General features: G+C 43.3%; 17 protein-coding genes and 1 pseudogene. 3 read left to right on the forward strand and 15 right to left on the reverse strand.

Annotated features, from left to right (window positions below; translation table 11 throughout):
* Positions 1–7: 7 nt before the first annotated feature.
* Entirely contained in the window at positions 8–1,639 is a 1,632-nt protein-coding gene (locus tag Q9R36_RS20720; protein ID WP_311225805.1) for a glycoside hydrolase family 43 protein, read from the forward strand.
* Between the two features lie 237 nt (positions 1,640–1,876).
* On the opposite strand, the gene Q9R36_RS20725 is transcribed toward Q9R36_RS20720, so the two are convergent.
* The 8 genes and pseudogenes from Q9R36_RS20725 to Q9R36_RS20765 form a co-directional block, all read right to left on the reverse strand.
* Positions 1,877–2,227, reverse strand: a complete 351-nt coding sequence (locus Q9R36_RS20725; RefSeq protein WP_311225806.1) for a hypothetical protein — start codon at positions 2,225–2,227, stop codon at positions 1,877–1,879.
* A gap of 123 nt (positions 2,228–2,350) precedes the next feature.
* Entirely contained in the window at positions 2,351–3,034 is a 684-nt protein-coding gene (locus Q9R36_RS20730; RefSeq protein ID WP_311225807.1) for a response regulator transcription factor, read from the reverse strand.
* Positions 3,035–4,120: a sensor histidine kinase gene (locus Q9R36_RS20735; protein ID WP_311225808.1), complete on the reverse strand. Its 1,086-nt coding sequence runs from the start codon at positions 4,118–4,120 to the stop codon at positions 3,035–3,037.
* Positions 4,121–4,212: 92 nt separating this feature from the next.
* On the reverse strand, positions 4,213–4,407 hold the full coding sequence (locus tag Q9R36_RS20740; protein WP_311225809.1) for a DUF5957 family protein: 195 nt from the start codon (positions 4,405–4,407) through the stop codon (positions 4,213–4,215).
* Positions 4,404–4,823, reverse strand: a complete 420-nt coding sequence (locus Q9R36_RS20745) for a DUF6220 domain-containing protein (RefSeq protein ID WP_311225810.1) — start codon at positions 4,821–4,823, stop codon at positions 4,404–4,406. The genes Q9R36_RS20740 and Q9R36_RS20745 overlap by 4 nt, the downstream gene beginning before the upstream one ends.
* Positions 4,824–5,015: 192 nt before the next feature.
* Positions 5,016–5,476 (reverse strand): annotated as a pseudogene (locus Q9R36_RS26185) (DUF2691 family protein).
* 10 nt (positions 5,477–5,486) lie between these two features.
* Positions 5,487–6,356 carry an alpha/beta fold hydrolase gene (locus Q9R36_RS20760; protein ID WP_311225813.1) on the reverse strand — a complete coding sequence of 290 codons (870 nt, stop codon included), beginning with the start codon at positions 6,354–6,356 and terminating at the stop codon, positions 5,487–5,489.
* Positions 6,357–6,525: 169 nt separating this feature from the next.
* Positions 6,526–7,326: a phosphotransferase gene (locus tag Q9R36_RS20765; protein WP_311225814.1), complete on the reverse strand. Its 801-nt coding sequence runs from the start codon at positions 7,324–7,326 to the stop codon at positions 6,526–6,528.
* A gap of 312 nt (positions 7,327–7,638) precedes the next feature.
* Here Q9R36_RS20765 and Q9R36_RS20770 point away from each other — a divergent pair, with 312 nt between their 5' ends.
* A complete protein-coding gene (locus Q9R36_RS20770; protein WP_311225815.1) occupies positions 7,639–8,178 on the forward strand; it encodes a DUF6241 domain-containing protein in 540 nt (179 codons plus the stop codon).
* A 52-nt stretch (positions 8,179–8,230) separates the two neighbouring features.
* Here the strand turns inward: Q9R36_RS20770 and Q9R36_RS20775 are convergent, their stop codons facing one another.
* From Q9R36_RS20775 to desA, 3 genes are all read right to left on the reverse strand, one after another.
* Positions 8,231–8,695, reverse strand: a complete 465-nt coding sequence (locus Q9R36_RS20775) for a GNAT family N-acetyltransferase (RefSeq protein WP_311225816.1) — start codon at positions 8,693–8,695, stop codon at positions 8,231–8,233.
* Between the two features lie 196 nt (positions 8,696–8,891).
* Entirely contained in the window at positions 8,892–9,920 is a 1,029-nt protein-coding gene (locus Q9R36_RS20780) for an STAS domain-containing protein (protein WP_129613483.1), read from the reverse strand.
* A 244-nt stretch (positions 9,921–10,164) separates the two neighbouring features.
* Positions 10,165–11,193, reverse strand: coding sequence for a Delta(5) desaturase DesA (desA, locus tag Q9R36_RS20785; RefSeq protein WP_311225817.1), 1,029 nt, complete (start codon positions 11,191–11,193; stop codon positions 10,165–10,167).
* 476 nt (positions 11,194–11,669) lie between these two features.
* On the opposite strand from desA, the gene Q9R36_RS20790 reads away from it, so the two are divergent.
* Positions 11,670–11,870, forward strand: a complete 201-nt coding sequence (locus Q9R36_RS20790) for a cold-shock protein (protein WP_009791915.1) — start codon at positions 11,670–11,672, stop codon at positions 11,868–11,870.
* Positions 11,871–11,932: 62 nt separating this feature from the next.
* On the opposite strand, the gene Q9R36_RS20795 is transcribed toward Q9R36_RS20790, so the two are convergent.
* From Q9R36_RS20795 to Q9R36_RS20810, 4 genes are all read right to left on the reverse strand, one after another.
* A complete protein-coding gene (locus Q9R36_RS20795) occupies positions 11,933–12,286 on the reverse strand; it encodes a terpene synthase (RefSeq protein WP_396137128.1) in 354 nt (117 codons plus the stop codon).
* A gap of 35 nt (positions 12,287–12,321) precedes the next feature.
* A complete protein-coding gene (locus Q9R36_RS20800) occupies positions 12,322–12,789 on the reverse strand; it encodes a hypothetical protein (protein ID WP_311225818.1) in 468 nt (155 codons plus the stop codon).
* A 19-nt stretch (positions 12,790–12,808) separates the two neighbouring features.
* Complete coding sequence (locus Q9R36_RS20805) at positions 12,809–13,078, reverse strand: hypothetical protein (protein WP_022543449.1); 270 nt, start codon at positions 13,076–13,078, stop codon at positions 12,809–12,811.
* 105 nt (positions 13,079–13,183) lie between these two features.
* Positions 13,184–13,570 carry a hypothetical protein gene (locus tag Q9R36_RS20810; protein WP_094768772.1) on the reverse strand — a complete coding sequence of 129 codons (387 nt, stop codon included), beginning with the start codon at positions 13,568–13,570 and terminating at the stop codon, positions 13,184–13,186.
* Positions 13,571–13,620 lie beyond the last annotated feature (50 nt).

The raw sequence follows: 13,620 nt of genomic DNA on the forward strand, positions 1-13,620 counted from the left end.
CTGTACAATGACAATCATTCAAAATCCGATCTTAACAGGCTTTAACCCTGATCCAAGCATTTGCCGTGCAGGCGAAGATTATTATATTGCCGTTTCTACGTTTGAATGGTTCCCTGGCGTCGGGATCTATCATTCCAAGGACCTAAAGAATTGGCGGCTCATCTCCCGCCCGCTCAACCGCCTCAGCCAATTGAATATGCTGGGCAATCCTGACTCAGGCGGCATCTGGGCTCCTGCACTCTCTTACCATGATGATAAATTCTGGCTGATCTACACAGATGTCAAAGTCGTTGAAGGACAGTGGAAAGACAGCCACAACTATCTCGTCACCTGCGATAAGATTGATGGCGAATGGTCTGAGCCTGTCTACATGAACAGCTCCGGCTTTGATCCTTCTTTATTCCATGATGAGGACGGAAAGAAATATTTCGTCAACATGATGTGGGATCACCGGGTCGGCCACCATAACTTCTATGGTATCGTCCTGCAAGAATTCAGTGTTGAGGAGCAGAAGCTGGTCGGCAAAAAAGAGGTCATTTTCAAAGGCACCGATATTAAACTGACTGAAGCGCCACATCTTTATAAGATGAACGGCTATTATTATCTCCTCACAGCCGAAGGAGGAACAAAATACGATCATCAGGCAACCATCGCCCGCTCAAAAGACCTGTGGGGACCATATGAAGTGCATCCTGACAATCCGCTGATCACGTCATTCCCTTACCCAAGGAATCCGCTGCAGAAAGCCGGACATGCTTCGATCGTAAAGACACATACGGACGAATGGTTCCTTGTGCACCTGACCGGCCGCCCATTGCCGCAGGAAAACAAAGCGCTTCTCGACCCGCGCGGCTATTGTCCTCTGGGCAGGGAAACCGCCATCCAGCGCCTCGAATGGAAAAATGACTGGCCATATGTGGTCGGAGGCAACCAGCCATCCGTCGAAATCGAAGGACCGGCCATAGAGGAGGTCAAATGGGAGAAGGATTTTGATGAGAAGGATGATTTCAGCTCTGAAACTTTGAATCTACACTTCCAGTCTCTAAGGATTCCGCTCGGAGAAGATATCGTTTCATTAAAAGACAACCCTGGACATCTGCGCCTTTATGGAAGGGAATCTCTAACTTCTAAATTTACGCAAGCACATATTGCGAGGCGCTGGCAGCATTTCAACTTTACGGCCGAAACAAAAGTGGCCTTCAATCCTGACACATTCCAGCAGGCTGCCGGACTCGTAAACTACTATAATACTCAGAACTGGACCGCCCTGCAGATCACCTGGAACGAAGAAAAAGGCCGCATCCTTGACTTGACAGTCTGCGACAACTTCACATTCAGCCAGCCGCTCCAGGACAGCCCAATCACCGTTCCGGACGAAGCAGACTATGTTTACCTGCGCGTAAATGTAAGCACTAACACTTACCGCTATTCCTATTCATTCGACGGAAACAGCTGGACCGAAGTCCCAGTCACCCTGGATTCCTACAAACTCTCAGACGACTACATCAACGGAGGCGGCTTCTTCACCGGCGCATTCGTAGGCATGCAATGCCAGGACACATCCGGGCAAAAGCTTCATGCAGATTTTGATTATTTTGTATATCGAGCCGTGGGGTCTGACCCCCTGGCCCAGAATTAAGGAGCCATGGGGTCTGACCCCATGGCTCAAAATCCAATCACAAAAACTCCGCTTGCTGCCATCAGCCAGGCGGAGTTTTTTTAGACTAGTATTAAACTTTATATTCAATTAAAGCCCCGTAGTTCTTAATTGGCTGTGTTGATATTTAGTGTAGAGGAATATATTTCAGTGGAACAAAACAGAGGAGTATTGCTTATGAAGAGAATTTTAATTATTGAGGGTAAAGTATAGAGAATTTCAAGAAAGTCTCCTTTTAATAAGCTCCAGTTCTCTTTCATTACGTGCAGCTTTTTCCCAAATAAAGTCCTGATCCAGCTCTAATCTATTGAATCGGTCCATTACTTCTTTATGGTGTCCATCAATTTTTGCATCAGTAGCATCCATTCTTGCTTCAATGATTTCAAAGCGCCTATCAATAGAATCAAATTTCTTGTCGATAGAATCAAATTTCTTTTCAATGCCATCAAACTTCCTATCGATAGAATCAAATTTCCTGCTGTGCTCCTGTTGAACGGTTTGCATATTAGCTACTTTTGTAAGCAGCTGCGTCAGCATTCCCTCAATTCGGTCAAATCTTTCTTCCGTCATTTTCTCACCTCCCTTTACTCTATTATAAAATAGTTACTTGAAACTAGACAATGTCAATTCTTTCACCTTTAATCAAAAACAATATGCGCGAAAAAGGTGCTCCATCATTTTCTCCCCACACCCTCATTTAAACCTGTATCCTACTCCCCAGACCGTATCGATGTACTCCGGATTCGATGGATCTTTTTCAATCTTTTCGCGTATTTTCCTGATATGAACTGTGACGGTCGTGATATCACCCAGGGAATCATAGCCCCAGATCCGCTCAAACAAATGCTCTTTCGAGAAAACTCTGTCCGGGTTTGAAGCAAGGAACCACAGCAAATCGAATTCCTTTGCCGTGAACACCTTCTCTTCTCCATCTGCATACACCCGCCGTGAATCGGCATCCATCACCAGCCCTCTCTTCCGTACCTCCCGCTTCTCCGGCTGGCGGCTGATCAGCCGGTCATATCTGGCTGTATGCGCCTTAACCCTGACGACAAGCTCATTCGGATTGAACGGCTTCACAATATAATCATCCGCGCCCCGGTCAAAGCCCCTGATTTTATCAATATCCTCCTCACGCGCAGTCACCATCAGGATCGGGATGTCCAGGAATTCTCTCATTTCCCTGCATAGCTGGAAGCCATCAATCCCCGGAAGCATTAAATCCAGCAGGATCAGGCTGTATTCATTTGTCTTAGCCAGCCTCAGCCCTTCCTCGCCATTGGAAGCAATATCGCTGTCAAAGCCGCTCACTTCCAAATAATCCCGCTCCAGCTCGGCAATATCCGTCTCATCTTCTATAATCAGTATCCTTTTCATTTACTTCACCTTTTTCAATGTAAAATGAATGCTTGTTCCTTTCCCCGGCTCACTGGCTGCCCAAATCCTCCCGCCATGCCCTTCAATGATTTTCCTGGCAATTGAAAGGCCGAGTCCGCTGCCGCCTGTCGCCGAATTGCGGGATGCATCAGTACGGTAGAAGCTGTCAAATATGCGGGGAAGATCCTCTTTACCGATGCCGGCCCCGTTATCCTTGATTTCAACCTCTAGATCTTCCGTCCCCGAAGTCAGCCTGATCTGAATCCGTTTAGATGTTTTGTCCATGTATTTCAGGCTGTTTTGCGTAATGTTCATAACAGCCCTGTTCAGCTTTTCCCGGTCGGCTTCAGCGAGAAAGCCCTGCTCCCCTTCTAAAATCAGCTCTGCACGCCCATTTTCCCTTTCCATCTTATATGACAGCTCCTCAATATAATCGGCAAAAAAGGAATCAAGCCTCACTTTTTCAAAATGAAAGGGCATCTGCTCCAGGTCCAGCTTCGAATATAAAAACAGCTCATCAATCAAGGCGTCCATATCATTGGCATTCCTGCTGATTTTGTTCATATACCGCTCCAGCTTTTCGGGAGTTCCTGCTATGCCGTCCTGAATCCCGCTCACATAGCCTTTGATTGAGGTTAAAGGTGTTTTCAGATCATGCGAAATGCTGGCGATGAGCTCCTGCCGGTTTCTTTCATACTGCTTCTGCATGCGCTCAGCTTCCTTCAGCTTCAGCCTCATGTCTTCAAATGTATTGGACAGCTGCCCCAGTTCATCCCGGCTGCTGGATTTCACACTGTATTCCAGATTTCCTTCACTGATTTTTCCGGCCGCCTCAGACAGTTTCCGGATTGGCACAAGAATGCTCTTTGATACAAAATAAGTCAGTATTGCATTGGTCAGCACAAGGATCACAATCACTGCCGCAAACCGGGCAGTCAGGAACAGCTGCAGATCCCGCCCCTCAGGCTTCCCGTTGAATAGATAAAAAAATAAATATCCCGCAATAACCTCTACCAGCAGCAAGCTGAGGACCGGAATCAGAATCATCCCGACATTGGACAAGATCAGCCTTTTTCTTATCGACATTTATTCACCTGCTCTCCTGATCCAGTTTATCCTAATTTCCACATATATAGCTGCCGGCTGTCAAGATTCCCCTGACAGCCTTCCTATTATCTTTAATTCTTCAGGCTTATGCGGTCCATCACAGGTACAAGCACTGCACAGATGACCGCTGTAAAATAAGGGAGATATTTAATCCCAAACGGCTGGCTGAACAAACCCATGCTGATGATCCCGATTACACTCGACAACGCAATCCCAACAATAAAACCGCCCACAATGCCAAGCAGCATAGCTGCAAAACCCCTCATTCTTCAACACCCTCCCCTTTATGGTTAGGGAATAACAATCCCCAGGCACTCTTCACTATCAGCAGCGACTGAATTAAAATAATCACCGCTATAACCGGATGCAGCGCCCCTGCCCATGGCAGCGTACCCGTTATATTCGCTGTAAAATACATTAAAAAAATCGACAGCATCACACCCAGCACCTGAACTAAAATAGAACGCGGCAGTCTGCCAACAAAAGCCGAGATAAGCATTAAAAGCGGGAGAAAAAAACCAAAAAGGTGGACAAACCTGACATGCCTCGTCCAGCTTGCCGGATTTACAAACACCGCCATCCCCGCAATATACAGCTGTGTCAGGACACACACCGCAAACAAAATCGAAAACACCACAAAAGCCATCCCCCCGGCCCGAAACCTTAAAGAACCCTCTTTCATAACCAATCCTCCTTCAATTGACTCTGTGAACATCGTACAGAGAATTTCTAAACCGGGGCTTATGGAAATCTTAAATAATTCTTAAATAAGCCAAGGGACCTGTCCCCCTGGTTCGAGCCAGGGGGACAGGTCCCTTGGCTCAAAAAAAAGCTGGATGCCTGCCCTTTTTCAAGGCAGGCATCCGGCTTCTAATCACCAAACAGCAAGCTCATTTCTATCATTTTCATCCGTAATATATTCCGCATTCAAGAATCGCTCCCTGCAAAAGCGGTACAGCCTTTCTGTCCTCTCCCTATCCTTGCAATAAACAGCGGTATAAGAGCTGTCCACAATGAGAATTGCTATTTGGCAATCACTTTTCAAGAAATCTTTATAGGTCCGGATATCATCAGCAGCCTTTCCTTTTGAAAAAGCCTTTAAGTCGGCAAAAATGAGATAGCAGGTGTAAGGGCTGAGATACAGCATCAGATCCCCGCCTGCCATGACCATTTTATTTTCCGGGAAAAGCTCTCTGCCAGCTCTCCGTTTTCTATAAAATAACCTTCCTCACCAGCAATCATCCACTCAAAGCTGGAAGCTTTCAGCGCCAGCAGAATCTCAAAAAGAAACCGGCCATATTCATTGGGAATTTCAAAAGTCATCCCTCTTATCATGTGGCCCCTCCTAATAATAAGCACTTAAAAACGCTGTAATATCCTCGTTGATCTTAATCAAATATTCCTCAGAAGGAAAATGCCCCATTTCATATGCCTTAAAGTCGGTTAGATTTGAAATGATTTCTTTTGCTGCCGGGTTAAGACTTTGCTCAGGAAGAAAGACGTCTTTTTTTCCCGCTATAACCAGTGTCGGCGCCTCGTATCCCGCCAACTCATGACGCTCCGTTATCTTCGGCATATCCTGTTCAAGCTTCACATATTTGAACACATGACCGATAATCTCTTTATCCCGCACTTTCATCGAACCGCCAGACATAATACCAGTGAGCTTATCCAGCTGTGCTTCCGAAGAAAAAGCCTTAAAGGCCACCATCGGCAGTAAAATATCCTTAATCATCCTGGTCTTGGACCCAAGGCTGATCCCTGCCGGAGACACCAGCACTGCGCAGTCAATCAGGCCGGGCATGTAGGCTGCAATCCTCATAATGATTCCTCCGCCATAAGAAGGACCGACAAAGGCGCATCTGCTGAGCTGGAAATGATCCATCAGCTCTTTTACCCATTTCGGAAAACTATCATCCTGAGCTGAAATCCTTGTTTCTGCGCTGAATCCCGGGTGTCCGATGGTATCAGGGGCATAAATCCGATAGCTGTCCGCTAATGAGGAGAACCACGACAGTGTCATCGGATTGATGCAATTGCCTCCCTGAAAAATAAATACAGGCTTCGCCTCCTTTGGCCCGGCAGCAAGGACATGTGTCCTTCCATAGCTGGTATCCACAAATATCCTTTCCACATCAAAACTCAAAGTGCCTATATACTCTTCATAATCCTTCTCCAGCGTGCGTTTGCCATGTTCATTTTTATAGATGGTCATTTGGCATCTCCCCAGCATTTCTATATCAGCCTTTACAGTGGATATACGCCCGAAAGAGCTGGTAAGTTTCATTTCAATTAAAGCTGTTACAGGACTTTTTAAATAAAAGCTGTTACAGGACTTTTTAAATAAAAGCGCTAAACCGGCCAGGCTTAGCGCTTTTTTTCATTCACATCATCCATTCTTCACCATGAACACGAATGAATTGAAGTTCCTTCTGGTAATGCTCAAGATGCCCTTCATCAATCATCTTTTGAAACGCCTTGTCTCCCTCTTCAGCTTTCCTTCTTATGGTTTTGCATAACCCATCTACCCGGAGCCGCACCATCTCTATATAACCATGTTCCAATCCAGCCATACCATAGGATTGAAAAAATAATGCAACCCTCTGTTTTATGCGTTCGGCATCCTTTGACCGGTCATAATAAACTGCTTCACCTGTTTCCGTATGGTACAGTCTGCTTAAAGGAACACAAGTGTAAAGAGCATAAGCGATATCCCAAATTCTCGGGCCGGGCGCAGCAACGTCAAAATCTATAATCCCTGCCGGCTTTTCGTGCCTGAAAATAATATTATAAACGGCAAAATCATTGTGGCACACTACCTCAAACGGCTGAGGGGTGTTATCAATCGGCTGCCAGCTCTCATCAATTGGAAAATCGCTCACAGCATCATGATAGAGCCGAAGCATTCCTGCAATCTCTTTTAAGGCATCATTAGACCACATATACTTTTTTAAAGGATAATTGCCGGCTTCTCCTTCAATAAAGCTCAGGATTTCTCTATTTTTTTCGTCAATGCCTAAAAACCTCGGTGCGAAGCTGAATCCTTTATTTTCTAAATGCTGCAATAACTTTTGGATGTTTTTACTATCAGGCTTCATTTCCCGCCGGACTGTATCTCCAGAACGATAAACGTTTGTGACATTTCCTCCTGATAGCAGCTCTTCGTTTTTGTCCTGACTCTTCATGAAGATTCCTCCTGGTCAGGGACGCTATGATTATGCCAATAGAGATGCAACTCCACCCGCAATATCTGCCTGGCAATGGAAATTTATATGGCCGCATCATGTATCCCTTGAATGAATTAAGATCAGCAAATAAACGTATCCCCCAACAAGGACCGCCCACTGCCTCTATCCAATTCTACAAATCAATTCAAGATATTCCACATGTGCAATATAGATTCCCCTTTCTATGCATCTCTCAATTTTTATAATACCAAATATTAGCATTCCAGTGAAACCCGAGTGGTATAATGGAGAAAAGGAGAAGAGCCATCCATGAAAAAAATAATCTTCATATTGGCAGCCATCCCCTTGCTCCTGGTTCTCTTTATCACAGTCAATTTCATGAAAACAACCAATAACACAGATCAGAATGAAAGCATAGAACAAACTCAGCCAGAGTCCGGTCCCTCTGAAGAAGCCTGGGATCCAGATGCAGCACCTGAACAGGTTGCCAAAGTGGAAGGGGCAACTACAACATTCCCGGTAGACCAAAGCTCTGCTGAAAAAGAAGTCATGGATGCCATGCACTTTATGACACATCAGAAAGTCATGGCCGAGAAAAAGACCGGTGCTGTCGAGATGAGCAAAGAAAATGTTGAAAAAATCTTTAGCATCCTGCAATCGAGTGATTTTGAAAAAAAAGAAACGCTGCTGGAAATAGCAGCGAAGTGGAGAAACGAAGACTTTACTGGCATCATAGAGGATCATAATTATTTTTGGGAAATGGATGGCGGCCAGATTGGCAAGGCATACAGGGTTCTGAAGCCAGCTGATGAGGAGAAATTTATTGAGAATAACTTTAGGAATCCATAAATAAAACAGCTGCCGGATTGGCCGCTGTTTTTAAAAGCCTGAGGGCCTTGTTTTATATAAGCTTCAGCTTCAACCCTTCATGTGTTGCCTTAAACCCTAAACGCTCATAAAATCTCAGCGCATCCGGCCTTTTTTTATCAGTTGTCAGCTGCACCAGATGGCAGCCGCGTTCTTCTGCACGCTGAATGGCCCATGTAATCAGTTCAGACCCTATTCCCATACCTCTTACTGAAGCCGCTGTTCTTACCCCTTCAATCGCAGCCCTCCATCCGCCTTGATGTGTGAGATAGGGTGTAAAGGTTATTTGCTGAACCCCAACGACTTCAGTTCCCCTGCATGCAACGATCAGCTCATTATTAGGATCAGATGAAATAGCTTGAAATGCCTTTATGTAGCTGTCTGGAAGCGGATCCTCATACTTTTCGCGTGTACTCCCGAGAACATCATCAGCAAGCATGAGCACAATGCTGTCCAAGTCTTCCTGAGCAGCGGATCTAATGCATATTTTGGCCTCCATTCCTTTCCCTCCCTATAGAATCTATATTTCTATGCTAACTGAGTTCATTCCATAAAGGAATTACAAGTATATGATGACTCTTCATAAAGATTTCTTATGATTACAGCCAGGTATTTTCGGGCTTCCCTTTTAAGTGGATAGATCTGCAGCCGTCAGAAGGCGGAACCAGGTCGAAAAAACACAAAAAGAAGGCACTTCACGCCTTCTTTTCTTTAATCTCAAAACCGTTCTGCCCAATGGCATATTCTACTCCGTGCTGTAAGGTAGAGAAGGTTTGTACTTTGCTGAATTGAATGTTTGAATGTGATATTTGTATGGCCTGGTCCGCTGAAATACCGACAATAAAGCATTCCCCGCCTATCAAGCGGATAGAAAGAATCAGCTTTTGGATGCCTTCTATCGTGTAACTGTCCAGCCCTTTCACACCTGTCAGATCAATTAACAGGTAATTGGCTTTAAGCCTGGAAAATTCAAGCAGTGAACGTTCGATAAAATTGGATAGTCGTTCATCGTTGAAATTGCCAATAAGCGGGACGACAACAATTCCTTTCAATACCGGAATAATAGGGGTGGATAATTCATTCACAAGGGTGGAAAGTTCTTCGGTTCTCTCTTTTACTTTTTGCTCCAGCTCCAGGATATGTTCTGTCTCTTTTTGTCTTGCTAGTTCGAAGATATTTTCTGTAGGTGAAACATCAGAAGGAAAGATTTCAATTTCGTCATATTCGTTTCCATCCAGCTGGCTTTTGCTGATTTTGTACCAGACTTTTTGTTCAAATAGGCCTGTAAAGACTCCTGCCCAGTGGCTCGGCAATAATACGCCAGCCTTTTCCTTGTCTGTATGATTAAAAATCCTGTGCTCCCAGCTGTTGGTCAGCTGAACGGTTGCTCTCTTTTCTTCAAAATTATAGTGAACAATTTTGACGTTGCCCCAGCCGGCATTTCTGTATATATCACTATATTCTTCAAGGAGCTGTTCGAGGTCCCTTCGGCCGGTATAATAAGAAGTTACCAGGTGACCCATTCGATATCCCGTTGCTTCATAAACGGTTTTAGATACATCTTCACCAGAAACTTCTTCAATTGTTCTTAAGAATAATTCTATTGCTGAATCCCAAAACAAAAGAGCTGGTGCACCATCAAAGGTAAAGAGCCCGTTTTGGGGATCCCACACAAACTCATTACTGTTTACCTGTACAGATACTTTTTCCCTTGCCAACGCCATGAAGTTCACTCCCCGCTAATCTTACGCCTGTTTATTTTAATAGATTGACCGCTTTTTTACCAATAAATTCACCATTTATGTGCAGTTCTATACATATCTCATCTGTACCCGATCATTCAGTGGGCACAAGAATGTGAGAAGTACATTTTATCAGCACAAAAAAAGTGCTGACTGCACAAATCATTTGCGCATGTGAGCACTTTTTTTGCAAGGTACAAACCTCTTATCATGATATCCTGATCAATTAATCAGATCCCAGCCGTGCTGATCCCTGGGTTTTAGCAGCTTTCCCCAGATGGCTGAACCCAACAAATTTCTTCCCATCTTCATCCCAAAGACGGAACTTCAGGGACTGAAGACTGGTTGCCAGTGTAATGGTCGGAACGTTTTGCAAGGGTTCCGTGTTTTTATGCACTTCTTCAAGCTTATAGTTTGGGACTCTTGGGCTCAGGTGGTGGACATGATGGAAACCGATATTGCCTGTCAGCCATTGCATGACTTTTGGAAGCTTGTAAAATGAGCTTCCTTCAACAGCTGCTTTTACATATTCCCAATGCTCATTTTCTTCAAAATAAGAATCCTCAAACGTGTGCTGAATATAAAACAGCCATACTCCTAGAGTACCTGAAATCATAAAAGTCGGCACCTGAACGAGCAGGAAGTTCTGCCAGCCGATTGCCCAGCATAGCAGTGCCGCCACAGCCGCTATTCCCAGGTTCGTAATATACGTATTCATCCGTTCTTTGCGCTTTGCCCCTTTGCGGTTGAAACGATTGGTAATGCCAAAAACGTAAATCGGGCCGAGGATGAACATAACAAACGGATTTCTGTACAAACGGTATAAGATTTTGGTTTTAGTTGAAGCTTCCAAATATTCCTCAACAGTCAGTACCCAAATATCGCCTGTACCGCGCTTGTCCAGATTGCTGCTGGTGGCATGATGGACAGAATGATCATGTGCCCACTGATCGAAAGGATGCAGCGTCAGAATCCCCGTTATCGTGCCAAGGATCCGATTCGCCTTCCTGTTCTTGAAAAAGGAATAGTGGCAGCAGTCATGAAAAATAATGAAGATTCTCACTAAAAAACCTGCAGCAGCCACAGAAATCGCTAATGTAAGGAAATAAGAGACCGGTATGCTCTTATAAGCCAGGTACCACAACAGGAAGAATGGCACCAATGTGTTAATAATCTGCCAGATACTTTTTTGTAAATCGGACTTTTCATAAGGAGTAACCATTTTTCTCAAAGCCCTTGGGTTTTGTTCGTTCATTTTTAAAAGTTTCTCCTTCACTCAATTAGTTAATTTAAGTATAGAAAACGTTTTATCTTTGCGGTAGTCCCAGCTGTCATATACCATACATGATAAGTGTCATGGTTATCTCTTTTTTTTTCAAAAAAACTTTCACTTTCTCATCTGCCAGGAAGATAGCTGAACCTATGTATAGCGGCGTAAAAAAATTATACCCAGCTCGATATCGGATAAAACTTTCTGCCTGCTCCTTTGTGGGAATATAGCTTTCATTATAGAAATGATTGAAAATTTGGCACCCGGTTAAGCAACTCATCCCACCTAACAAATATTGCCATAATAAAACAAGAATATAATTTGCAATTTTTTCCGATTGCTGTTATGATGAAAAAGAATTATTTTTGTTCGGTATAAGTTAATTAATGACTTTTCGTCTATATAAATACTTTGAGCAGGGATAGTAATACATTGTGCGGCAGCACTAGGAGGCAACAAAAATGGAACAAGGTACAGTTAAATGGTTTAATGCAGAAAAAGGTTTTGGCTTCATCGAACGTGAAGGTGGAGACGATGTATTCGTACACTTCTCTGCTATTCAAAGCGAAGGATTCAAATCTTTAGACGAAGGTCAAAAAGTAACTTTTGACGTTGAGCAAGGTGCTCGCGGACCTCAAGCAGCTAACGTTCAAAAAGCTTAATCTTCGCATAATACAGACAGGCCCTATATAAATAGGGCCTGTTTTTTTCTGTATAATGAAAATTACTCCGTGTTAGAAAGCACCTCTTCCTCTTCATACAAGTCCTTTTGAACATATTCCTGAATGATGAAATTCGTCAAATGGGTGTTGTTCACAAACTCCGAAAAGAATGTTCTTAATGTAATCGAATCGGCTTTGCTTAATTTTTTATCGCTAATCAATGCAATCCTGAAAACATTTAAAATCTCACTAATATCCTCTTCATCCATAAAGCACAAAGGATCAAATTTTTTGTCTTCTTCTGTAAAAGGATTCCGAGTATCCTCAATGATGCTATACGCTAAAACTCTTCCCTTCCTTATTACTTGGAAAATCTCCAGATCACGCAATTTTAAGATTCTGGCAAGTGATATCATCGTGTACTCCTTATCCGGTGTATACCGGGATTTCCCTATGCTCTCACTTTTCTAATTTTTATAGCGGAACAATGGATGATTATCTTCGTCTGTGAAAACAGAAAAATCTCATGCTTCAGCTTCTTTTTGCTCAGCGGAGTGATTTCATCATATCCCCAATCATCGAGGCCGTTTCTGCCGCCAAATGCAATCTTTTTGGAATTGTTGCCATAAACATTTCGCGTGATATCATAGTCCATGAAAAACTTGCGGACATTCTCCCATTGTATTTCATAGGTGCCTGCAGTCTCATCATACTGCTTAATGACCATCAGAATTGCGGTCGGATCCTTTGTTATTCCATTCTCTTTATTTAAAACCGTCAGCGAAACAACCTTTCCATCATGAAAAGAATGGTTTTTCAGGAAATTGGCTGTTTCATTATTAAATCTGGGCAACAGCTTCTGTAATTCTTTACTATATCCCTGTACATCCCAATGGTCGTCATCAACAAAATATTTCATTTCTTCATCCTTTATTCTATTAAAAGTTTTTTATAACAGAAAAGAAGATCAACACGTAACCTATATTTGCTGCTATGGCCAGCAAGGATTTTATGATCGGTTCTTTTAACACTAAAGCCCCAATTCCTAAAAGAACGCCTGTAAATGACAGAAACATTGGCAATACCAGATTGCTTAAAGTTAACAGCATAGTAAAGAATCCGCCCCAGTTTCCTATAAGAAAAAACAGTATATTTGAGATTAGATTGATGGCTACGCATAAAAGTGACAGCCTGGTTAATTCAGCCATATTTCATCTTCACCTGCTTTCTGCTTTTCGGAATCAGATCGGACAAAAAAAAAGCCCGGTTGGACCTATTCTAAATTGACTTCAGTGTACGTCATTACTCTTCCATTATCCCTCAACAATAGCCAGATACTTCAAAACCTTCCCCTCAGACTCCACTAGTAAAATATCTTCTCTCTCCTTAGCAGAGAATATCCTTGCACCGACAGGAAGCTTATTCGACATTCCATTTTCAAAATCTGTATCGTTCTTATTTCTGGATTGTATTTCACCAATTTGAGCGTCCTTTTTCAATGACAATTTCTCAACCCAATCTATATTGGTTTGGTAGATGACATCATCATACTGAAAAATATCAGCATCCGGATCCATCCTTAAAACCTCTTCTGCATCAATGGTGTCAACAGAAACTGAAGTGCTTTCTTCTCCATTCGCACATCCTGCTGCAGTGAAAAGCGTTAAACCAATCAAGAGACAGATTAGCGTCCGAAACAACTTGCTTCCCCCTTTTTTGTACCTATTGGTTCTTTGAGCTGCTTTGGACG

The organism is Bacillus sp. AG4(2022) (assembly GCF_031844465.1).
In the GTDB taxonomy this organism is placed as follows: domain Bacteria; phylum Bacillota; class Bacilli; order Bacillales; family Cytobacillaceae; genus Bacillus_AB; species Bacillus_AB infantis.